The organism is Nostocoides sp. HKS02 (assembly GCF_009707485.1).
Lineage (GTDB): Bacteria > Actinomycetota > Actinomycetes > Actinomycetales > Dermatophilaceae > Pedococcus.
Genome location: NZ_CP046121.1, coordinates 2307637 through 2327918 on the forward strand (window position 1 = coordinate 2307637; position 20282 = coordinate 2327918).

Genomic DNA, 20282 nt, shown 5'->3' on the forward strand with positions numbered 1-20282 from the left:
TCGCGGGGTTACGGACTCGCAGCGGCCACCACCGACTTCCTGGCCACGCTGCGCGTACTGCTCCAGCCTCGCCGGCGAGGCTGAGCAGTACGCGGAGACCATGCCCGGGGGCGACCGCGACGGCAGCACCGCCGCGCGAGCGGGCTTCGGCCCCGGTGAGGCCCCCCAGGACTTCGAGCGGATCTCGGCGCTGGTCGAACTGGCCCAGCGCGGCGACTCCGAGGCGTTCGGCATGCTCTACGAGCGCTACGTCGACGTCGTCTACCGCTACATCTACGTCCGGGTCGGCAGCCAGCAGCTCGCCGAGGACCTCACCTCGGAGACGTTCCTGCGGGCGCTGCGCCGGATGGACTCCTTCTCGTGGCAGGGCCGCGACATCGCGGCGTGGTTCGTGACGATCGCCCGCAACCTCATCACCGACAACGCCAAGTCGGCGCGGTTCCGCATGGAGGTCACGACCGCCGACATGCTCGACGCCGACCAGCGGATCGACGCACCCGACACCGAGGTCCTCGACCGGCTGCGCAACGAACGCCTGTTCGCCGCCGTGAAGGGCCTCAAGCCGGAGCAGGCCGAGTGCGTGGTCCTGCGGTTCCTGCAGGGGCTCAGCCTCTCCGAGACCGCCAAGGTGCTCGGCAAGTCCGAGGGCGCGGTCAAACAGCTCCAGCTCCGCGCCGTCCGCGCCCTGCACCGGGAGCTGGCCGATGTCGAGCTCTGACCACTTCGCATTTCGCTACGGATCGGCGCGTAACTTCCGTCCGGACCGCTCGTTCTCACCGCATAAGGCCGTTCACGCGGTGCCGCAACAACTGAGCAGGGAGGTGTCACCATGCCCGTGCTGAACCGCAGGGCAGACGCCTTCCAGCGCGCCCTCGAGGGCCAGCCCACCAGCGACACCCAGCTGTCCAGCCTGCTCACGACCGCAGACCAGCTGCGCACGGCCCGCCCCGGTCCCAGCCCGGACCCCGCGTTCGTCGCGGCGCTGCGCACCCGCCTCATGACCGAGGCCGCGAGCCTGCCGACCCCGAGCCCCGCCGCGGCCAGGTCCCGCGCCGAGCGTCGCGCGTCCGCCCGACCCACTCCCGTCGTCGTGGTCGTCGGTCATGGCCTGCCTCGCGCGCTGGCCGGTGCGGTGGCGTCGGCGCTGCTCGTCGGCGCCGTGGTCGGCGTCGCCTCACGCGGCTCGGTCCCCGGCGACAGCCTCTACCCCGTGAAGAGCTGGCTCGACAACGTCGCCGTGCGCCTGGCCGACAGCGACTTCGACCGCGGCCAGACCTACCTGACCCAGGCCCAGGAGCACATCTCCGACGCGCGCTCGGTGGTCGAGCGCCCCGGCGGCAGCCCGAGCGCCGACGACGTCAACGTCGCGGTGCAGCAGGCCATCGACAGTGTCCAGGGTGGCCAGCGCGCGCTGGACCGGTCGTATGCCGCGACGGGCAACCCGCAGGCTCTGCTCGCCATGCGCGACTTCACCGCGCGCGCCCTGCCGCAGGTCGAGGTGCTGCGTGCCGAGGCTCCGGCCGGGTCGCTGCCGCTCGTCGGCCGGCTCGAGGCGCTCCTGCAGGACAGCCAACAGGCCGCGCAGCGGCGGCTGGCGGCCTGCGGGGCACCGTGCGCCACCCTCGTTCCCAGCGCCTACAACCCGGCATCCCTGCCGGGGCCAGCGAGCACGAACCCAGCCGGCACGAACCCGTCGGCCCAGTCCGGATCCGGCAGCCTCGGGAGCCCTGGCGCGGTGGGTGCCGACGGAACGACCATCACCGTCCCCTCCACCGCCATCACCGGCGGCGCCGGTGGGGGCGCACCGTTGCCCCATGTGAGCGCCCCGGCGGGTGGCGTGGTCTCCGCCGGAGGCGGTGGCGCGAGCCTGGGCACCGGCGGGGTCGGCGTGCAGGTGCCTTCGGTGACGGCGACCGTGCCACTCGTGTCGAGCACCCTCAAGCTGCCGGCGCCATCGGTGTCCCTCGGCACCGGGGGCATCCGGGTCACGCTGCCGAGCTCCACGCTGCTGTCGACGACGCTGCCCGGCACCACGATCACCCTGCCCTGACGCGTCGGTCAGAACGTCGGTCAGAAGAAGACCGACCGCCGCTGCATGAGCAGTGAGTACAACGTCTGCTGGATCGTCTCGCGCACCTGGTCGGTGAGGTCGAAGACCAGCATCGGGTCGTCGGCAGCTCCCGGCCCGAGGTGCGCGGTCTCGACGGGCGACCCGAACTCGATGATCCACTTGCTCGGCAACGGGATCAGCCCCAACGGACCGAGCAACGGCCAGGTCGGTGTGATCGGGGCGTACGGGGCGCCGAACAGCCGCGCCACGGCCTTCATGTTGCCGATGATGGGGTAGATCTCCTCGGCACCCACGATCGAGCACGGGATGATGGGAACGCCGGTCTTCAGCGCCGCGGACACGAACCCGCCACGGCCGAACCGCTGCAGCTTGTAGCGCTCGGTGAAGGGCTTTCCGACACCCTTGAACCCCTCGGGCCAGACGCCGCAGAGCTCCCCGCTCGACAGGAGTCGCTCGGCGTCGGGGTTGGCGGCCAGGGTCGAACCGGACTTGCGGGCGACATTGCCGATCACCGGGGTCTGGAACACCAGGTCGGCCCCGAGCATGCGCAGGTGCCGATGCGCCGGGTGCTCGTCGTGCACGGCCACCTGGGTCATCAGCGAGTCCATGGCGATGGTGCCCGAGTGGTTGGCCACGACGAGGCCACCACCCTCGCTCGGGATGTTCTCGATGCCCCGCACCTCGACCCGGAACCACGAGCGGTAGAGCGGTCGCAGCACGGGCAGGTAGAAGCTGGTCGTGAAGTCCTCGTCGAAGCCGAACTCGTCGACGATGTAGTCGCCGGTCAGTCGCCTGCGCACGAACGACAAGGTCGAGGCGAGGTGGCGCTCCACATCGTCCGCGGAGATGCCAGCGGCCTCGGCGGCGACCCGCACGGCGGCGATCCCGGCGGTGAGCAGCTCCTCGATCCCCGGGGCGATGCTGCGCCGCGTCGACGCCGGCGGTGTTTCCTGCGCGGCGGGTACCTCGTCGCCGACGGCCTGGAGGGCACGGACGGGGCGCACGTCTGTATGCCGGGTGGCCGGCGTGGCCGCGGACCTCGCATCACGCACGGGCCGGACGGTCCGCGCGGCTCGGGCCGGGCGGGTCGTGCGTGCTCCCGAGCGAGCCACGGTCTTGGTGGTCGGCACGGCCTTCGCCACCGGCTGGGGGCGGTGCTTGGCCGAGCGGGTGGGCCGGTCCGACGTCGGGGTCGTGCCGGTCGGGGTCGTGCTGAGGGTCGTGCTGGGGGTCGTGCTGGGGGTCGTGCGGGTGGTCGGGCTGGGGGTCGTGCTGGTGGGGCCTGCGCCGGCCAGCAGCGGCGTGCTGCGCCGCTTCGCGCGCTCCCCCGACGCCCGCGCCGCACCCGCGGCCAGCGCCCCCGTCTTGCGCGGTTTCGCCGTCTTGGCCGTCTTGGCCGTCTTGGCCGTCTTGGCCGTCGTCGCGGCCTTGGTGGTGCGCGATGCGCCCGAGCTGGCGGCCATCAGTCATTCCTCCCTGCGGCCCACACGTGGCCGATTGCGTTGGCCGCCGTGCCTGCGACACCCGATACGGCGGAGCCCAGCGCGGCACTGCCGGGCAGGACCGACCCGATGCCCCGCACGTAGTCCTCGAAGGCCGCCCGGGTGGTGAACTCGGGCTCGTACCCGAGCACCTCGCGCATCCGCGTCGTGTCGAGTCCCCGGCCGTAGGCGAGGAACTGGACCTGGTCGCTGCTGAAGTCGGCCAGGCCGGCGCGCTTGAGCACCGCACCGAACAGCCCCGCCGCGGGCATCGGCAACGGGATCACCGCGCGGCCCGCGATCGCTGCCGCCTGGCTCACGGTGATGACGCCGTCTCCCGCGATGTTCGTGATGCCGGTCGACGGACCGGTCGTGGCCGCCAGCAATGTGCCGAGGGCGTCGGTCTCGTGGACGAACTGGAGGCGGGCGTCGTAGCCGAACGGCACCGGGATGACGGGGAGGGCGAAGTAGTCCGTGAGCGAGGTGCGGATGCCCGGGCCGATGATGTTGGCGAACCGCAGCACCGAGAGCTCGACATCGGGTCGGCGCCGGGAGAAGCCGCGCACGTAGCCCTCGACCTCGACGGAGTCCTTGCCGAACCCGGTGCGTGGCAGGGACTTGGGGCCCATGTCCTCGGTGAACATCGCCGGGTCGCGCGGGCTCGAGCCGTACACCGCCGCCGACGACTTCACGACCAGCCGCCGGATGCTGGGGGCCTTCTGGCACGCAGCGAGCAGCTGCATCGTGCCGATGACGTTGATCTCCTTCTGGGAGGTGCGTCCGCCGGCATTCGTGGGGGTGGCGATGACGTTCATGTGCACGACGGTGTCCACGTCGGACTGCGCGATGATCTTGCCGATCATCGGGTTGCGGATGTCCGCACGCACGAACTCGGCGCGGCCGATGTCGTGGGTGGGCGGGATCACGTCGACCCCGATGACGCGGCTGACCGATGGGTCGTTCGTGAGGGCCCGGGCGAACTGGCCGCCCAGATAGCGGGAGACGCCGGTCACGAGGACGACATCAGCCACAGTCTCTCCCGAGGGTCAACAGCATGGGCGGGGTCAGCAGGGGGCACCAGGATCATGGTGGCCGCGGTCCTCGCGACCGATGCCACCCTACCCAGCGGCTCCCCTGCGGTGCGCCGTGCGGGCCAGCCCGTGGACGCGGCGCTCGTCACACCGTGCGCCTGGAAAGACCCCGTGCGCCTGGAAAGACCCCGCGTGCAGGGAAAGACAGAAGGCCCCCGCATGGCGGGGGCCTTCGGTCACTTCTTGTTGCGACGCTGGTGGCGGGTCTTGCGAAGAAGCTTGCGGTGCTTCTTCTTCGCCATGCGCTTGCGACGCTTCTTGATGACAGAGCCCATGGTGTCCTCTTGTGTGGTGGTCGTGTTGCCGGACGGGGCAACGAACCAACGCACCACGCCGAACAGTGGACGTCACTCTAGCGGCCCAGCGGCCCACAGCCCAAACCCGCCGGTATGACGCGGCGGCGCCGGGCGCCCCGGCGGGCGCGCGAAGGGCGGGCCTGGACTGTCGTCCGGGCCCGCCCTTCGCAGTGCGGTCAGCACACCATCATGCGGTGTCGACGTACGACGTGTGCAGGTACTTGTGCACGGCGTCCTCCGGAACCCGGAAGGACCGCCCGACGCGGATTGCGGGAAGCTCTCCTGCGTGCACCATCCGGTACACCGTCATCTTCGACACGCGCATGATCGAGGCCACCTCGGCGACGGTCAGGAACCGCACCTCGGCGAGCTGTCGCTCGTTGGACATGATTACCTCGATCTTCTACACGCGCGCATCGCCGGCTTCCCCTCCGGCGGACCTCTACGCTCGTGCAGAAGGAACTGTAGGGGCTCATGTGACTCGTGGGGAAGTCAATGGCGAAACTTCTTGGCCGATGTCCAGCCGACACGCCGTGACGACCTGCGAAATCACCGCGACGTCAGTCGAACCACACGTCCAGTCCGTGCCACGGAAACACCGCCTCGCGGGTCGCCATGATGGCTCGGTCGACCGCGCTGTGGGGGTTGTACCCCAGGTCCCAAGGCTGGTGCCAGATCGGCCCGTCGGCGGGGTTGAGGTCACCCATCCGGCGAGGGCCTTCGCGGCCATAGCGCTGGCGCACGAAGTCCAGCCAGTCCTGCGGCACAGCGGTGGTCAGCGGGATGGGTCGGTGGGCCGCGATCGCGGTCAGGTGGGTCCACGTCCGCGGCACGACGTCGACCACCTCGTAGCCGCCGCCGCCGAGGGCCACCCACCGACCGTCGCACACCTCGTGGGACAGCCGGTGCAGTGCGTCGGCCGCGCCGCGCTGGGCGTCGACCGAGAGCGCCAGGTGGGCGAGCGGGTCCTGCGCGTGGGTGTCGCAGCCGTGCTGGGTGACGAGCACGTCGGGCTTGAAGGCGCGCACCACCGGCAGCGCCGTGGAGTGCAGGGCCCGCAGCCAGGCCGAGTCGCCGGTGCCGGGTGGCAGCGCGACGTTCACGGCGGTCCCCCTCGGCGCCGGGCCCACCGAGGTCGCCGGGAAAGCCGGTGCCGGGGAACAGCTCACGACCCGACTCGTGCAGCGAGACGGTCAGGACCCGGGGGTCGTCCCAGAAGATCCGCTCGACGCCATCGCCGTGGTGGACGTCGACGTCGACGTAGGCGACCCGACGCGCCCCGTGGTCGAGCAGCCACTGGATGCCCACCGCGATGTCGTTGTAGATGCAGAACCCCGACGCGTTGCCGCGCATGGCGTGGTGCAGCCCACCGCAGAAGTTCACCCCGTGGCGGGTGCGCCCCTCCCAGACGTCGGCGCACATCTGCCGGGTGCCCTCGGCGACCCGGGCGCTGGCCTCGTGCATGCCGCGGAAGGCCGGGTCGTCCTCGGTGCCGAGCCCGCGGCTCGCGTCGGCATCCGCAGGATCTGACGAGGCCGCGCGCACGGCATCGACGTAGGCGGGGTCGTGCACCGTGGTCAGGATGTCGTCACTCGGGACCGCAGGCGCGACGACCTCGACGTCGCCGCCGTCGAAGACCCCGAGCGCCTCACACAGCCGCGCGGTCAGGTCGAGCCGGACCGGGCTCATCGGGTGGCCGGGCCCGAAGTCGTAGGCAGTGAAGGCGTGGTCCCAGACCACCCGCACCTGTGAGGGCATGTCCGGCACGGTACCGGTGGGAGTCCGGCCACGACAGCCGAGCCCCCTGCGCGGACGCGGTAGCGTGCTGGTCTCACCAACGTCGGCCCGGAGGACGGTTGTGGCAAAGAAGCTCTACGAGGACGACGTCCTCGTCATCGGCCTCGGCCGGTTCGGCAGCGCCGTCGCCGTCGAGCTCCAACGACTGGGCCATCACGTCGTCGCCGTCGAGCGCGACCCCGTGCTGGCCGAGTCGTTCCTCGGCAAGGTCACCCGGATCGTCCAGGCCGACGCCAGCACGCCGCAGGCCGTCGCCAACCTCAAGGCCCGCAGCTACCAGCTCGCGGTCGTCGGCATCGGATCCTCCGTCGAGGCCTCGGTGCTCTGCGCGATGAACCTCGTGGACGCCGGCATACCGACCATCTGGGCCAAGGCCATCTCCCCCGAACACGCCCGCATCCTCGACCGCATCGGCGTCCACCACGTCGTCTCGCCCGAAGCCGAGAGCGGTCGGCGGGTGGCCCACCTGCTCAACGGCAAGCTGATGGACTACATCGAGTTCGACGACGGCTTCGCCATCGTCAAGATGAAGCCCCCGCAGGAGGCGATCGGCTTCACGCTCAAGCAGAGCGCGATCCGCAGCAAGTACGGCGTGACCGTCGTGGGCGTGAAGTCACCCGGCGAGGACTTCACGTATGCCGTGCCGGAGACGAAGGTCACGGCTCACGACACGCTCATCGTCAGTGGGCCCACGGACCTGCTCGACCGGCTCGCCTCGCGCCCCTAGCGTCCTGAGGGTGTCGTGAGGGCCGACTCGGACGCAGGTCAGAGGCGCGGCATACCGCGGTCTTCGCCGAGCGGGAGGACCATCGCGATCTCCTCCTCGACGTCGGCCTGCCGCACCCGCATCGGCCGGCGCGAGTCGGTCGGGCGGAACCCGAACCCGCTGGCGAAGGCCACCGCACGCCCGTTGTCGGTGCCCACCCAGTAGGCCAGGTGGGTCCGCCCCTGCTGGCGGGCGGCATCCGCCCCCGCCCGGACGAGCTGGGTGGCCACGCCCGACCCACGGGCCGCCGGACTCACCCAGAGGCCGAAGAGCTCGGCGACGCGGTCGCTCTCGGTCTGCTGGCCCAGGCTCGCGACGCCGACCGCTGTGCCCTCGCGCTCGGCGAGCAGGCGTTGCGAGCGCTGCATCCGGGTGCGCCACAGGGCCTCGTCGAACTCCTGCTCCTCAGCGAGGGTCGCGGCGAACGCGTCAGGGGATTCCTCGAGCGCGCTCAACCGCACCGCGCGGTACTGCTCCCACTCGTCCTCGCCCAGGGTCCGCACGGTGATGTCGCTCATGCGCCCACTGTCGCACGGGGACGACGGTTTCGGTCAGGGGAGTTTGCCGAGAGTTCACTGTGAACCCTGCTCACGGAAGGCTCACGGAACGGCTCACGGAAGCCTCACGAACAGGCTCACGCGAGCACGTGCTCCAGCTCCAGCTCAGTCACCGCCGGGTCGTGGGCGAGCGCGCCCTCCCGGCCGGTCGGCGTGAAGCCCATCCGCTCGTAGAACCCGATGGCGCGGCCGTTGGCGTGGGCGACATCGAGGGTCACCCGGCGCAGCCCCACCGACCGCGCATGCTCGAGGAGGGCGCCGACGAGGGCGTCGGCGACGCCGCGGCCCCGGGCGTGCGCCGCCACCCACATCGCCACGAGGCAGGCCTCGTCCGCGGCCTGCTCGGGGTAGCGGAACAGGGTGACCGCCCCGACGGGCAGCTCGGCGTCATGGGCCAGCCAGGTGGGAGCCCCGGCGGCACGTGCCCGCCACTCGTCGTCACTGAGCTGCACCTCACGGGCGAAGGTGCTGCCGAAGGCCTGGGGCTCGTCGAGGAGCATCGCCAGCCGTACGCCTCGGTAGACCCGCCACAGAGGGGGCTCCAGCCGGCATACGGGCGGCGCCCCGACGGAGCGGTCAGTCACGCCCACTTGCCAGCTCGTGCGAGCGCACCGCCGCGGCCTCCATCGCGGACATGAAGGCGGCGCGCACCTTGTGGTCGTCGAGCTGGCGCAGCGCCGCCGCCGTCGTGCCGCCCGGAGAGGTGACCTGCTCGCGCAGGACCGTCGGGTGCTGGCCGGTCTCGCGCATCATCGTCGCGGCGCCGAACAACGTCTGGACCACGAGCTCGGTCGAGGTGGGTCGCGGCAGGCCGAGCGCGACCCCCGCCTCGATCATCGCCTCGACGACGTAGAAGATGTAGGCCGGGCCGCTGCCGCTGATCGCGGTGACGGCGTCCTGGTGCTTCTCGGCGACCTGCACGACCCGCCCACACGAGCGCAGGAGCCCGGCTGCCTCCTCCAGGTGGGCCGCGTCGGCGCTGCGCCCGGGGCTGACCGCCGCCATGCCCTGGTCGACCAGTGCGGGAGTGTTCGGCATGACGCGCACGACGGCCACGCCCTCAGGCAGTCGGCTCTCGAGGTATGCCGTGGGGATGCCGGCCGCGAGGCTCACGACGAGGTTGCCAGGTGAGACGTGGTCGCGGATTTCTTCGACCAGGGCCCCCATGTCCTGCGGCTTGACCACGAGCACCAGGGTGTCGGCGGCCTCGGCGGCGGCGATGTTGGACATCCCACGCACGCCGTACCGGGCACTCAGCTGCTCGACCCGCTCCGGCCGCCGGGCCGTGATGACGAGGTCGTCGGCACTGCGGCCCGAGCGGATGAGGCCGGACAGCAGGGTCTCGCCCATGACGCCGGCACCGAGGATCGCGACAGTTCCCATGGAGGCAGTCTGGCAGTCACCCGCCGCTGGGCGGGATCAGTTTCTGGTGGCGAGACCGCGCAGGAAGAACATCGTGTTGGCGGGGCGCTCGGCCATGCGGCGCATGAGGTAGCCGTACCACTCCTCACCGTACGGGATGTAGACGCGCATCTGGTTGCCGCGGTCGGCGATGCGCTTCTGCTCCTCGGGGCGGATGCCGTAGAGCATCTGGTACTCGTAGCTGTCGGCCTCGCGCGAGTGGTGGGCGGCGAGCGCCCCGGCGATCTCGACGAGCCGCGGGTCGTGGCTGGCGACCATCGGGTAGCCCGCGCCGGCCATGAGGACCTTGAGGCACCGGACATAGCTCTGGTCGACCTGCGCCGAGCTCTGGAACGCCACGCTCTCGGGCTCCTTGTACGCACCCTTGCAGAGCCGGACCCGGCTGCCCTCGTGGGCCAGGTCGCGGCAGTCGGCCTCGCTGCGCCGCAGGTAGGACTGGATCACCGCGCCCACCCACGGGAAGTCCTGGCGCAGCTCGCGCAGGGCCTCGAGGGTCGCGTCGGTGGTGGTGTGGTCCTCCATGTCGAGGGTGACAGTGGTGCCGGCGTTGGCAGCGGCCTGGCAGATCTCGCGGGCGTGCTCGAGCGCGATCTTGTCGCCGTCGCCGGGCAGGTACTGGCCGAGCGCGGAGAGCTTGAGGCTGACCTCGCCCATGCCGTGCTGGCTCAGGTCGGCGTCGGCGAGGGCCCTGAGCAGCTCGAGGTAGTGGTCGCGGGTGCGGATGGCCTGGGTGAGGTCGGCGGTGTCCTCGCCGAGGTAGTCGATGGTGGCCAGGCGGTTGGTGGCGCGCAGCTCGGCCGTGGCGGTGACGGCGTCCTGGGTGCGCTCCCCCGGTACGAACCGGCGCACCACGCTGCGGCTGACCGGCGCCTTCTCGATGGCCTGTCGAACCGTGCCGCTCTTGGAGAGCTGAAGCAGGCTGTTGCGCAGCAGGTCACTGGCGTCCACGGGAGTCCTTCCGAGCATCGGTCGCGGATCTCACGACCGGCGCCAAGGTTACGGCCTCTCAGGCGGTGCGGCGGCGCAGGGTGAGGCTGCCGAGCAGGAGTGCGACGAGCACCCACAGCGCGATGACCGAAGCGTCGTGCGACACGTCGGTGCCCGGAGTCGCGCTGGCCGTGACCGCCTTCATGGCATCGACGGCATACGACAGGGGCAGCACGTCGGAGAGCCACCGCAGGAGGTCGGGCAACCGGTCGCGGGCCACGAGCAGCCCACAGAGGAGGAACTGGGGCAGCACGAACGCGGGCATGAACTGGACGGCCTGGAACTCGGTGCGCGCGAAGCCGCTGGCGAGCAGGCCCAGGGCCGTTCCGAGCACTGCGTCGAGCACGGCGACCACCACGAGCTGCCACAGGGGTCCGGCGACGTTCAGCCCGCACACGTAGACCGCGAAGGCCGTGGCGATCAGGGCCTGGAGGATGGCCATCACCCCGAAGGCCAACGCGTAGCCGAACATGAAGTCTCCCTTGCCCATCGGGGTGGTGAGCAGGCGCTCCAGGGTTCCCGAGGTGCGCTCTCGCAGGGTCGCGACGCTCGTGACGATGAACATCACGACGAACGGGAAGACGCCGAGCAGCGCGGCCCCGATGCCGTCGAACACCGGGGTGTCCTTGAAGATCCAGGCGAGCAGGCCGAGCAGGACACACGGCACGACCAGCATCAGTCCGATCGTGCGATGGTCCGAGCGCAGCTGGGTCAGGACGCGGCCAGCGGTGACGAGGGTGCGGTGGACGTTCATCGGGCAGCCTCCTGGGCTCGGTCGATGAGGGCGAGGAAGGCGGTCTCGGCGTCGTGCGTCCCGGTCTGGGCGAGCAGCTCGGGCAGCGTGGCATCGGCCAGGATCTCGCCCTCACGCAGCAACAGCAGCCGGTCGCAGCGACTGGCCTCGTCCATGACGTGGCTCGACACGATCAGCGAGCGCCCTTGTGCCGCGATGCGGTGGAAGAGGTTCCACAAGTCGCGTCGCAGCACCGGGTCGAGCCCCACCGTGGGCTCGTCGAGGACCAGGAGCTCGGGCTCGCCGACCAGGGCCGAGGCCAGCGAGACCCGGGAGCGCTGCCCGCCGGAGAGCCGGCCGACCATGGCGTCGGCGTGGCTGGTGAGGTCGACGGCCTCGATGGCCTCGTCGGCCGAGGAGGCCGGCGCGCCCAGGATGCTCGCGAAGTAGCGCACGTTGGCGCGGACGGTGAGGTCGTCGTAGACGCTCGGGCTCTGGGTGACGTAGCCGACCCGGTGACGCAGGGACGGCGACCCCGCCGGCTCGCCGAGCACGCGAACGTCACCGGCCTGCACCACCTGCACGCCGACGATGGCGCGGATGAGGGTGGACTTGCCGCTGCCACTGGGCCCGAGCAGGCCCACCACCTGGCCCTCCGGAACCCGGACGGAGAGGTCGGGCAGCACGGTGCGACCGCTGCGGACCACCCGGAGGTGGTCGATCTCCACCACGTTTTTCATCATGCGATGAAATATACCCCTGGCCCTGCCCCACGACAAGAGTCTCGAAGGACAGGGCCAAGGTGGCCAGCGGTGCGGTCAGGCCGTCGGCTGCTCCGCCGCGGCTTCTGCGGTCTGATCGGCCGGCTGGAGGAGGTTGAAGACCGCGCCCTGCGGGTCACGCGCCACGACCATCCGACCCACCGGCATGTCGGTGGGCTCGACCAGCAGCGAACCACCGAGCTCGGTGATGCGCGCGGCGCTCGCGTCGGCTGAGTCCACCGAGAACCAGACCGCCCAGTGGTTGGGGACCCCCGGCATCTGGGGCGCCGTGGATCCGCCGACCTGCTGGTCGCCGACCTGGAACATCGTGTACGCGTAGTCCGGCCCCATCGGCACCGTCACGGCCTGGACCCCCAGGAGCTTCTCGTAGAACGGCAGCGCCGACTCGGGGTCAGTCGTGACGAGCTCGTTCCAGGTGAGGGCCCCGGGCTCGTTGGCGACCTGGGCACCGATGTGCTCGCGGGCCTGCCACAGGCCGACGAACGCTCCCGACGGGTCGGCCACGAAGGACATCCGGCCGGCGTCCATGACGTCGAACGGCTCCATGGCCACCGTGCCACCGGCATCCGCGACGCGCGCCGTGGTGGCGTCGACGTCGTCGACGGCGAGGTAGGTGTTCCACATCGCAGGCACGCCGGCGGCGGCCTGGTCGGGGTTCTGCGGGGCGATCGCGGCGGCGTTGCGGCCACCGAGCTGGGCCATGGCGTAGACGGGGCCGTCGGGCATCGGCTGCTCGACGAACTCCCAGCCGAGCACGCCGGCATAGAAGGCGCGCGCGGCGTCCTGGTCAGAGGTCTGGAGGTCGACCCAGCAGGGAGTGCCCTGGGCGTAGGAGGTCTTGGTGGTCATCGTCGTATGCCTTTCCTGGATGTGATGTGCGTGGGTGTGATGTGCGTGGGCGTGGCGTATGCCGTGGGGTCGCGTCAGGCGGCGCGACCGGAGAGGGCCACGAGGCGGTCGAGCGCACCGGCGCGCTCGGCGATCTCGACGGCGGGGTCGAAGGAGCCCCCCTCGCGGGCGCCGGGGATGATCTGCTCGCCGAGGTCGTGGACGTACTGCGCGACCTCCTCCGAGACGTGGAGGTCCTGGCCGGTCGCCTGCGCGAAGTCCCACGCGTGGAGGAGGTACTCGAGGTTGAGGATGCCGACCGCCATGGCGGCGGGCAGGTCACGCTCACCGGCACGGACGGTGCCCTCGAGGCCGCGGACGGCCCACGCCTCGTTGACCTGCTGGGCGACCTCGGCGACCGCCGCCTCCAGCGAGGGCTGCGGCGTGCGCGTGACCTCGAGGCCCGCGAGGCCCCCGACGAAGGCGAGCGTGCCGAACAGGTGCTCGGCGAGCTGGTGGACGGTGAAGTCCTTGCACGGCGTCGGCTTCTCGCGGTCGGCCGCGGTCACCGGCAGCAGCACCCGCTGGAGGACGGCCAGGGTCGCGTCGGCGCTGGTCAGCGGGTCGAGGTGCTGGGGTGCCCAGGCCCACTCGTCGGCACCGGCGTCGCCCTGCGTGGCCGCCCGCTCGAGGCGCTCGAAGAAGTGGTTCCAGCCCTCGAGGTGGCTCGCTGCCTGCTCCTCGGTGAGACCCTCGTGCACCAGCCGGACCATCGTGCCGCCGTCGGCGGGCTCCAGGGTCACGGTGACGGTGGAGTCATCGGGGGCGAGGTCGCCGTCGCCCTCCCAGCCCCAGCCGAACACGATGCGCTCGCCGGGGACGACCTCGCGGTAGGTCCCCCGAGCGATGTGTCCGGGCACGACGGTGAAGCGGTACTCCCCGCCGGCGCGGAGGTCGACGCGCGAGGCGATGGTCTTCCAGCGGCGCAGTCGTTCGGGCTCGGTGATGAGGGCGAACGCCTCCTCGGGGGGAACCGGGAGGAACGCGGTCTTCTCGGCGGTGACGGTGGCGGTGGTCATGGCGGGCTCCGTTGGTCGGTGATCGAGGGCAGGTGGTGGGTGGTCGTCGGGTTGGGTCGTGCCGTGGTCGTGGTGTGGGTGGTCGTGGTGTGGTCGCGGGTGGGTCAGGGCTGGGCGACGAGCCGGTGGGCATCGGCGACCAGGAGGTCGAGCTCGTCGGTCCAGAACCGGTCGATCTCGGCACGGAGCCGGGCGATCCCGCCGGGAACGACGCTGTAGAAGCGCTGGCGCCCGTCCTTGCGGGCGACGACGAGACCGGCGTCGGACAGTACGAGCAGGTGCTGGGAGATCGCCGAGCGGGTGACGGGGAACTCGTCGGCGAGCTCGGTGACCGATCGCGGGCCCGACGCGAGCAGCTGCAGGATGCGCCGGCGGTTGGGCTCGGCGGCTGCGCTGAGGGCGTCGGTCACGAGTAATACGTTAGTCGTGACTAACGCATTTGGTCAAGCGGCGGCGACCGGGAGGGGTGGGGTGGGGCGCCGGCGAGCCGACGCGGGGCGCTACGGCGCGGGGCGCTACGGCGCGGGGCGCTACGGCGCGAGGTAGCGCTGGATGGCCGGCCCGACCAGCCGGGCCAGGTCATCGTGCGAGGCGTCGACCACAGCCGGGAACTCCACGATGTACCGCATCACGGCCAGCCCCACCATCTGCGAGGCGGCCAGGCCGGCCCGCAGCTCGAGGTCCGGCACCGCCGAGCCGTCTGCGCTCAGATGTCGCAGGACCCGGCCGAAGATCTCGCGGGTGAGGAACTCGCGGAGCATGCGGGTGGCGTCCGCGTGGGTCAGCGCTGAGCGGATCAGGGCCTGGAACCGCTCCCTGCCCTCGGGAGCGTCCCAGACCGCCAGGAAGGTGCGCACCAGCGCCTCGCCCACCTGGTCGCGCGGGCCGTCGACGATCCGACTGATGAGCAGCGCTGGGTCGGCCGGGATGTCCATCACCGCTGCGAACAGCTGGGGCTTGCCCCCGAAGTAGTGGTGCACCAGGGCCGGGTCCACCTCGGCCCGGCGCGCGATGCCGCGCAGCGACGTGGCGTCGTACCCCGCGTCGGCGAACTCCGTGCGGGCCGCGTCGAGGATCGCCGCCCGGGTGTCGACCCCGCCGGGGCGTCGGCCCCGCGGACTCACTGCTGGTCCCCCGTCGACGGCGTCATGGCCGAGGCGAGGTGCAGCCTCGCGAACGCCAGGGACTCGGCCAGGTCGAGGTCGCGCTGCTCGGGCGTCACCTTGCGAGTGCTGACCTCCACGACGACCGATCCCGAAAACTCTGTCGCGGCAAGGAACTCGAGGAACTCCGCACATGGCTGGGCGCCGCGGCCCGGCACGAGGTGCTCGTCCTTGAGCGACCCGAGCCCGTCGGCGAGGTGGACGTGCGCGAGCCGGCTCCCCAGCACGTGTGCCATCTCCATGGCGTCGGAGCCGGCGGTCGCCGTGTGGGACAGGTCCAGCGTGACGTTGTCGTAGGCCTGGGGCACCGGGTCCCAGTGCGGGAGGTAGGCCTCGAACTCACGCTGACGGGCCCGCCACGGAAACATGTTCTCGACCGCCAGCCGGATGCCCGTCTCGTGCTCACGCACGGCGATGCCCTCGACGAAGTCGCGGGCGTACTCCTTCTGCCAGCGGAACGGCGGGTGCAGCACGACCGTGTCGGCCCCGACCTCGTGGGCGAGCTCGATGGACTTGTCGACCTTCGACCACGGCTCCGGCCCCCAGATCCGCTGGGTGAGCAGCAAGGTGGGCGCGTGCACGGAGACGACCCGTATGCCGTGCAGCTCCGCGAGCGCGGCGAGCGCCCCGGCCTCCTGGGACACCGGGTCGGTCCAGACCATCACCTCGACGGCGTCGTAGCCGAGGCGGGCGGCGGTGGCGAAGGCGCCCGCACATCCCTCGGGATAGACCGAGGCGGTCGACAGGGCCACCGTGGCACCGGGGATCGAGACCGCCGAGGACATGTCGTCGAGCCTAGCGAGCCCGCCTCAACGCAGGGCGTCGAGCCGGTTGAGGATGACCCCCTCGCGCAGCGCCCACGGACAGATCTCGAGGCGGTCGATGCCGAGCAGGTCCAACGCAGCCTCGGCGACGAGCGCGCCGGCCAGCAGCTGTTGCGAGCGCCCCGCGGAGATCCCGGGCAGCCGGGCCCGCTCCGTCGCGGTCATCCCCGCCAGCCGACCGACCAGAGCCGCGAGGTCGGCGCGCGCCAGCTGGCGCACGGCATACGGGCCGTCGCTGCTGGGCGCCGCACCGAGGGCTCGGGCGAGCGAGCGCATCGTCTTGGAGGTGCCCACCGCGCGGTCCGGGACGCCCGCCTTGGTCAGCGGGCGCGCGGCTCCGGCGAGTCGCTGGCGGATCTCGCGCCGCGCGGCGCGGACCACCTCGGCTCCGGGTGGGTTGCCGGGCAGGAGGTCTCGCGTCAGCCGGCCGGCGCCGAGCGGGAGCGACACCGCCGCGTCGGGCTCCTCGTCCATGCCCGCCGCGAGCTCGAGCGAGCCACCACCGATGTCCACGACGAGCAGGGTGCCGCTCGACCAGCCGAACCAGCGCCTGGCGGCGAGGAAGGTCAGCCGCGCCTCGTCCTCGCCCGAGAGCACCTCGAGACGCACCCCGGTCTGCTCGCGCACGCGCAGGAGGACCTCCTCGCCGTTCGGCGCCTCGCGGATGGCACTCGTCGCGAAGGCCATGACCTCCTCGACGCCCTGGTCCTCGGCGACGGTGAGGCACTCGCGGATGAACCGGACGAGCGAGTCCTCGCCGGACCGGGCGATGTTGCCGTCGTCGGTGACGTGCTCCGAGAGCCGCAGCTCGATCTTGTGGGACGTGGCGGGCAGCGGCTGGGCCCCGCGGTGGGCGTCGACGACGAGGAGGTGGACCGTGTTGGATCCGACGTCGACCACCCCGAGGCGCATGGCGCCACCGTAGCGGGACGTAGGGTTGCCCTGTGGCTGAGACCCCGCTCGACACCGCCCGCATCTGGGTCGAGTTCGCCGACCCCGCCGACACCACCGAGGTTCCGCAGCGGTTCCGCTGTGACCTCACCTGGCTGACCTCGAGCTGGACCTGCATCTTCGGCAGCGGGTGCAAGGGCATCTACGCCGACCGGCCCGATGACGGGTGCTGCACCCTGGGCGCACACTTCACCGACGACGACGACGTCAAACGGGTCAAGGCCGCGGTCAAGGAGCTCGGCGAGGACGAGTGGCAGCTCCACCCCGGCAGCACCAAGCAGTCCGCGTGGACCGAGACCGAGGACGGGGCGCTCAAGACCAAGGTCGTCGACGGCGCCTGCATCTTCCTCAACCGTCCGGGCTTCCCCGCCGGCGCCGGCTGCGCCCTCCACCAGCACGCGGTGCTCACCGGCAAGCCACCCCACACCGTCAAGCCGGATGTCTGCTGGCAGCTGCCGATCCGCCGCACCTATCGCACGGTCGAGCTGCCCGACGGGTCGACCTGGCAGGAGGTCACGATCACCGAGTACGACCGCCGTGGCTGGGGGCCTGGCGGCCACGACCTCGACTGGTACTGCTCAGGCAACCCCGAGGCCCACGTGGGTCGCGAGCCGGTCTACCGCAGCAACCGCGGTGAGCTCGTCGAGCTCATGGGCGAGCCCGCGTATGCCGAGCTGGAGCTCCGCTGCGAAGCCCACCTCGCCAGCGTCAAGGCCGCGCGAAACGCCTACTCCCGCAAGATGCTTCCCCTCCTCGTGCACCCGGCGACCCTGGCCGCCCAGGACGCTCGCAAGCGCGCGTGAACGAGCCCACGCGCAGCCCCAATATCTGGGACACGCCCGACGTCTACGAGGTCGAGAACCTCGGCGTGGACCGGGCCGGGGTGATCGAGGAGGCCATGGCGGCGCTGCACCCGTTCGACGGGGCCGACCTCGTCGACGTCGGGTGCGGCAGCGGGTTCCACCTGCCCCGGTTCCTCGCGCTCGGCTGCGCGTCGGTCGTGGGGGTCGAACCCCACCCGCCGCTCGTCGAGCTGGCGCAGGAGCGCGTCGCCGGCCTGCCCGGCGTTCGGGTGGTCGAGGGTGTCGCGCAGGCACTCCCCCTCGCGGATGACTCGGTCGACCTCGCACAGGCCCGTTGGGCCTACTTCTTCGGTGCGGGCTGCGAGCCGGGACTCGCCGAGCTGGAACGCGTCCTGCGACCCGGCGGCACGGCATACGTCATCGACAACGACGCCACCCGGTCGACGTTCGGGCGGTGGTTCGCCCGCGCCTACCCGTCCTACGACCCGCTCGCGGTCGAGCGCTTCTGGGCGCGCCAAGGGTGGTCGCGCGAGCGGCTCACGATCGCCTGGACGTTCGACTCGCGGGCCGATTTCGAGGAGGTCGTGCGCATCGAGTTCCCCGAGACGGCGGCCGAGGGGATCCTCGCCGAGCACGAGGGCTCAGCGGTCGACTACGCCGTCAGCCTGTGGCACCGTCAGTTCTGACCGAACCACGTTCTCACCAGACCAGGGAGGCCCCATGAGTGGACACGTCGCCACCGCCAGCGTCGACATCGCCGCACCACCCGAGCGGGTGTGGGAGGCCATGACCGACCCCGAGCAGGTGGCCCAGTACATGATGGGCAGCCTGGTCGACAGCGACTACCAGGTCGGGAGCCCGATCACCTGGTCCGGCGAATGGGAGGGCAAGGCGTACCAGGACAAGGGCGAGGTGCTCGAGGTCGAGCCCGGCCACGTCCTCGAGGTGACGCACTACAGCCCCATGACCGGCGACGACGTCCCTGAGAACTACCACCGGGTCCGCTACGAGCTGACCGCCGCGGGCGAGGCCACCTCGGTGCGGCTGACCCAGGACGGCTGCGACACCCCCGAGCAGGCCGAGCAGTTCTCGCAGAGCTGGCAGGGCATGCTCGATGGCCTGAAGAACGTCGCCGAGTCGGCCTGACCTCCCGCGTATCGATGCCGCAACGCCCGGCTGTCCCGGGCGTTGCGGCACCAACAGGACGCGGGTGTCGGTACGCCCCCGTAGGTTGTCGCCCATGGCAGTGAAGACCACGACCAAGTCGAGCGGGTTCCGCTGCTCCGAGTGCGGGTGGACCACGGCCAAGTGGGTGGGTCGCTGCGGCGAGTGCCAGGCCTGGGGCAGCGTCAGCGAGCTCGGCGCGGTCACCGTCCGCACCACGTCCGCGGCCCGGGTCGAGCGCCCGGCCGTTCCCATCGGCCAGGTCGACGCCCGCCGCGCCGAGGCCCGCAGCACCGGCGTCGGCGAGTTCGACCGCGTGCTCGGCGGCGGCCTCGTGCCGGGCGCCGTCGTGCTCGTCGCCGGCGAGCCGGGCATCGGCAAGTCGACCCTCCTGCTCGACGTGGCAGCCCGTGCGGCCCGCCAGGGCGACGGCACCACCGTCCTCTACGTCACAGGCGAGGAGTCAGCCGCCCAGGTGCGGATGCGCGCCGAGCGCATCGAGGCGATGGCCGCCTCGCTGTTCCTGGCCAGCGAGACCGACCTCGCCACGGTGCTCGGCCACATCGACGCCGTGCAGCCCGATCTCGTCATCATCGACTCCGTCCAGACCATCGCCAGCGGCGAGGTCGAGGGCGCGGCGGGCAACGTGAGCCAGGTCCGCGAGGTGGCGGCCTCACTCATCCAGGTGGCCAAGTCTCGTGGCATCGCCACGCTGCTGGTCGGCCACGTCACCAAGGACGGCTCGATCGCCGGGCCGCGGGTGCTCGAGCACCTCGTCGACGTCGTCGTCCAGTTCGAGGGTGACCGCCACTCGCGGCTGCGGCTCGTCCGGGCCGTCAAGAACCGTTACGGCCCGACCGACGAGGTCGGCTGCTTCGACCTGTCCGACGTCGGCATCGTGGGACTGCCCGACCCGAGCGGGCTCTTCCTGTCGCGGGGCACGCTCAGCGTGCCAGGCACCTGCGTCACGGTGACGCTCGAGGGCCGCCGGCCGCTCATGACCGAGGTGCAGGCCCTCGTGGCCAAGAGCGAGATCCCCACCCCACGGCGCGCGACCAGCGGCCTGGACTCGGCCCGGGTCGCCATGATCATCGCCGTGCTCGGTCGTCGCGCCGGGGCCCCGATCGGCACCCAGGACGTGTATCTGTCGACGGTCGGCGGGGTGCGACTGACCGAACCCGCCTCCGACCTCGCGGTCGCCCTCGCGATGGCCAGCGCCCTGACCGACCGTCCGCTCACCGAGCGGTCGATCGCCTTCGGTGAGCTCGGTCTGGCGGGCGAGCTGCGTCCGGTCACCGGCATACCCCGGCGTCTGAGCGAGGCCGCGCGCCTCGGCTTCCGCACGGCCTACGTTCCCGCGGGGGTGATGGATGCCGGCCCCACACCCGAGGGGATGACGGTCGTCGAATGCCCCGATATCCGCCGCGCGGTCGGCGCCGCACTGCAAGCCTCGCCCGGTTAGACTCGCGCCAACCGATCCGGCAGCA

At 71.6% G+C, this 20282-nt stretch carries 23 protein-coding genes and 1 pseudogene; 7 read left to right on the plus strand and 17 right to left on the minus strand.

Features of this window, described 5'->3' with window-relative positions; genetic code table 11:
• Positions 1-100 precede the first annotated feature (100 nt).
• Together GKE56_RS11075 and GKE56_RS11080 are read left to right on the plus strand one after the other, a co-directional pair.
• The gene (locus tag GKE56_RS11075; RefSeq protein WP_154684590.1) at positions 101-718 is read left to right on the plus strand and encodes a sigma-70 family RNA polymerase sigma factor; all 618 of its coding nucleotides are present in this window, start codon (positions 101-103) and stop codon (positions 716-718) included.
• Positions 719-829: 111 nt separating this feature from the next.
• The gene (locus GKE56_RS11080; RefSeq protein ID WP_154684591.1) at positions 830-2050 is read left to right on the plus strand and encodes a DUF5667 domain-containing protein; all 1221 of its coding nucleotides are present in this window, start codon (positions 830-832) and stop codon (positions 2048-2050) included.
• A gap of 20 nt (positions 2051-2070) precedes the next feature.
• Here GKE56_RS11080 and GKE56_RS11085 read toward each other — a convergent pair whose 3' ends face one another.
• The 5 genes and pseudogenes from GKE56_RS11085 to GKE56_RS11105 all read right to left on the minus strand — a co-directional run bounded on the left by GKE56_RS11085 (position 2071) and on the right by GKE56_RS11105 (position 6697).
• Positions 2071-3534, minus strand: a complete 1464-nt coding sequence (locus tag GKE56_RS11085) for a lysophospholipid acyltransferase family protein (protein ID WP_154684592.1) — start codon at positions 3532-3534, stop codon at positions 2071-2073.
• Positions 3534-4583 carry an NAD-dependent epimerase/dehydratase family protein gene (locus GKE56_RS11090; RefSeq protein ID WP_154684593.1) on the minus strand — a complete coding sequence of 350 codons (1050 nt, stop codon included), beginning with the start codon at positions 4581-4583 and terminating at the stop codon, positions 3534-3536. Before GKE56_RS11090 ends, GKE56_RS11085 begins: the two co-directional genes overlap by 1 nt.
• A 236-nt stretch (positions 4584-4819) precedes the next feature.
• Positions 4820-4918 carry a 30S ribosomal protein bS22 gene (locus GKE56_RS11095; RefSeq protein WP_003792170.1) on the minus strand — a complete coding sequence of 33 codons (99 nt, stop codon included), beginning with the start codon at positions 4916-4918 and terminating at the stop codon, positions 4820-4822.
• Between the two features lie 208 nt (positions 4919-5126).
• Positions 5127-5327: a helix-turn-helix domain-containing protein gene (locus GKE56_RS11100; protein WP_154684594.1), complete on the minus strand. Its 201-nt coding sequence runs from the start codon at positions 5325-5327 to the stop codon at positions 5127-5129.
• 172 nt (positions 5328-5499) lie between these two features.
• A pseudogene (locus GKE56_RS11105) lies at positions 5500-6697 on the minus strand (acetoin utilization protein AcuC).
• 100 nt (positions 6698-6797) lie between these two features.
• On the opposite strand from GKE56_RS11105, the gene GKE56_RS11110 reads away from it, so the two are divergent.
• The gene (locus tag GKE56_RS11110; RefSeq protein ID WP_230208909.1) at positions 6798-7463 is read left to right on the plus strand and encodes a TrkA family potassium uptake protein; all 666 of its coding nucleotides are present in this window, start codon (positions 6798-6800) and stop codon (positions 7461-7463) included.
• A gap of 38 nt (positions 7464-7501) precedes the next feature.
• On the opposite strand, the gene GKE56_RS11115 is transcribed toward GKE56_RS11110, so the two are convergent.
• From GKE56_RS11115 to GKE56_RS11170, 12 genes are all read right to left on the minus strand, one after another.
• Positions 7502-8020 carry a GNAT family N-acetyltransferase gene (locus GKE56_RS11115; RefSeq protein ID WP_154684596.1) on the minus strand — a complete coding sequence of 173 codons (519 nt, stop codon included), beginning with the start codon at positions 8018-8020 and terminating at the stop codon, positions 7502-7504.
• A gap of 116 nt (positions 8021-8136) precedes the next feature.
• Positions 8137-8643, minus strand: coding sequence for an N-acetyltransferase (locus GKE56_RS11120; protein ID WP_154684597.1), 507 nt, complete (start codon positions 8641-8643; stop codon positions 8137-8139).
• On the minus strand, positions 8636-9442 hold the full coding sequence (proC, locus tag GKE56_RS11125; protein WP_154684598.1) for a pyrroline-5-carboxylate reductase: 807 nt from the start codon (positions 9440-9442) through the stop codon (positions 8636-8638). The genes GKE56_RS11120 and proC overlap by 8 nt, the downstream gene beginning before the upstream one ends.
• 36 nt (positions 9443-9478) lie before the next feature.
• Positions 9479-10429: a proline dehydrogenase family protein gene (locus tag GKE56_RS11130; protein WP_230208910.1), complete on the minus strand. Its 951-nt coding sequence runs from the start codon at positions 10427-10429 to the stop codon at positions 9479-9481.
• 58 nt (positions 10430-10487) lie between these two features.
• Positions 10488-11222: an ABC transporter permease gene (locus GKE56_RS11135; RefSeq protein ID WP_154684600.1), complete on the minus strand. Its 735-nt coding sequence runs from the start codon at positions 11220-11222 to the stop codon at positions 10488-10490.
• Positions 11219-11944 (minus strand): ABC transporter ATP-binding protein, encoded by a 726-nt coding sequence (locus GKE56_RS11140; protein ID WP_154684601.1) that lies wholly within the window; start codon positions 11942-11944, stop codon positions 11219-11221. The genes GKE56_RS11135 and GKE56_RS11140 overlap by 4 nt, the downstream gene beginning before the upstream one ends.
• Positions 11945-12019: 75 nt before the next feature.
• Positions 12020-12832: a VOC family protein gene (locus tag GKE56_RS11145; RefSeq protein WP_154684602.1), complete on the minus strand. Its 813-nt coding sequence runs from the start codon at positions 12830-12832 to the stop codon at positions 12020-12022.
• A gap of 74 nt (positions 12833-12906) precedes the next feature.
• Positions 12907-13890 carry a TIGR03086 family metal-binding protein gene (locus tag GKE56_RS11150; RefSeq protein ID WP_154684603.1) on the minus strand — a complete coding sequence of 328 codons (984 nt, stop codon included), beginning with the start codon at positions 13888-13890 and terminating at the stop codon, positions 12907-12909.
• A gap of 104 nt (positions 13891-13994) precedes the next feature.
• Positions 13995-14300, minus strand: a complete 306-nt coding sequence (locus GKE56_RS11155; RefSeq protein WP_154684604.1) for a helix-turn-helix transcriptional regulator — start codon at positions 14298-14300, stop codon at positions 13995-13997.
• 120 nt (positions 14301-14420) lie between these two features.
• Positions 14421-15014: a TetR family transcriptional regulator gene (locus GKE56_RS11160; RefSeq protein WP_154684605.1), complete on the minus strand. Its 594-nt coding sequence runs from the start codon at positions 15012-15014 to the stop codon at positions 14421-14423.
• Positions 15011-15838: a sugar phosphate isomerase/epimerase gene (locus tag GKE56_RS11165; protein WP_154684606.1), complete on the minus strand. Its 828-nt coding sequence runs from the start codon at positions 15836-15838 to the stop codon at positions 15011-15013. Before GKE56_RS11165 ends, GKE56_RS11160 begins: the two co-directional genes overlap by 4 nt.
• A 24-nt stretch (positions 15839-15862) precedes the next feature.
• A complete protein-coding gene (locus GKE56_RS11170) occupies positions 15863-16789 on the minus strand; it encodes a Ppx/GppA phosphatase family protein (RefSeq protein WP_154684607.1) in 927 nt (308 codons plus the stop codon).
• Between the two features lie 32 nt (positions 16790-16821).
• Here GKE56_RS11170 and GKE56_RS11175 point away from each other — a divergent pair, with 32 nt between their 5' ends.
• The 4 genes from GKE56_RS11175 (at position 16822) to radA (ending at position 20257) form a co-directional block, all read left to right on the plus strand.
• Positions 16822-17631 (plus strand): hypothetical protein, encoded by an 810-nt coding sequence (locus GKE56_RS11175; protein WP_154684608.1) that lies wholly within the window; start codon positions 16822-16824, stop codon positions 17629-17631.
• Positions 17628-18317: a class I SAM-dependent methyltransferase gene (locus tag GKE56_RS11180; RefSeq protein ID WP_230208911.1), complete on the plus strand. Its 690-nt coding sequence runs from the start codon at positions 17628-17630 to the stop codon at positions 18315-18317. Before GKE56_RS11175 ends, GKE56_RS11180 begins: the two co-directional genes overlap by 4 nt.
• A gap of 34 nt (positions 18318-18351) precedes the next feature.
• Positions 18352-18777, plus strand: a complete 426-nt coding sequence (locus tag GKE56_RS11185; RefSeq protein ID WP_154684609.1) for an SRPBCC domain-containing protein — start codon at positions 18352-18354, stop codon at positions 18775-18777.
• A gap of 94 nt (positions 18778-18871) precedes the next feature.
• The gene (gene radA / locus GKE56_RS11190; protein ID WP_154684610.1) at positions 18872-20257 is read left to right on the plus strand and encodes a DNA repair protein RadA; all 1386 of its coding nucleotides are present in this window, start codon (positions 18872-18874) and stop codon (positions 20255-20257) included.
• Positions 20258-20282 lie beyond the last annotated feature (25 nt).

What these genes read in the sequence shown, in the direction of transcription:
- GKE56_RS11075 (WP_154684590.1), top strand. Translation starts at nt 101, where the DNA reads ATGCCCGGGGGCGACCGCGACGGCAGCACCGCCGCGCGAGCGGGCTTC.
- GKE56_RS11080 (WP_154684591.1), top strand. Translation starts at nt 830, where the DNA reads ATGCCCGTGCTGAACCGCAGGGCAGACGCCTTCCAGCGCGCCCTCGAG.
- GKE56_RS11085 (WP_154684592.1), bottom strand. Translation starts at nt 3,534, where the DNA reads ATGGCCGCCAGCTCGGGCGCATCGCGCACCACCAAGGCCGCGACGACG.
- GKE56_RS11095 (WP_003792170.1), bottom strand. Translation starts at nt 4,918, where the DNA reads ATGGGCTCTGTCATCAAGAAGCGTCGCAAGCGCATGGCGAAGAAGAAG.
- GKE56_RS11100 (WP_154684594.1), bottom strand. Translation starts at nt 5,327, where the DNA reads ATGTCCAACGAGCGACAGCTCGCCGAGGTGCGGTTCCTGACCGTCGCC.
- GKE56_RS11115 (WP_154684596.1), bottom strand. Translation starts at nt 8,020, where the DNA reads ATGAGCGACATCACCGTGCGGACCCTGGGCGAGGACGAGTGGGAGCAG.
- proC (WP_154684598.1), bottom strand. Translation starts at nt 9,442, where the DNA reads ATGGGAACTGTCGCGATCCTCGGTGCCGGCGTCATGGGCGAGACCCTG.
- GKE56_RS11135 (WP_154684600.1), bottom strand. Translation starts at nt 11,222, where the DNA reads ATGAACGTCCACCGCACCCTCGTCACCGCTGGCCGCGTCCTGACCCAG.
- GKE56_RS11140 (WP_154684601.1), bottom strand. Translation starts at nt 11,944, where the DNA reads ATGATGAAAAACGTGGTGGAGATCGACCACCTCCGGGTGGTCCGCAGC.
- GKE56_RS11145 (WP_154684602.1), bottom strand. Translation starts at nt 12,832, where the DNA reads ATGACCACCAAGACCTCCTACGCCCAGGGCACTCCCTGCTGGGTCGAC.
- GKE56_RS11150 (WP_154684603.1), bottom strand. Translation starts at nt 13,890, where the DNA reads ATGACCACCGCCACCGTCACCGCCGAGAAGACCGCGTTCCTCCCGGTT.
- GKE56_RS11165 (WP_154684606.1), bottom strand. Translation starts at nt 15,838, where the DNA reads ATGTCCTCGGCGGTCTCGATCCCCGGTGCCACGGTGGCCCTGTCGACC.
- GKE56_RS11170 (WP_154684607.1), bottom strand. Translation starts at nt 16,789, where the DNA reads ATGCGCCTCGGGGTGGTCGACGTCGGATCCAACACGGTCCACCTCCTC.
- GKE56_RS11185 (WP_154684609.1), top strand. Translation starts at nt 18,352, where the DNA reads ATGAGTGGACACGTCGCCACCGCCAGCGTCGACATCGCCGCACCACCC.
- radA (WP_154684610.1), top strand. Translation starts at nt 18,872, where the DNA reads ATGGCAGTGAAGACCACGACCAAGTCGAGCGGGTTCCGCTGCTCCGAG.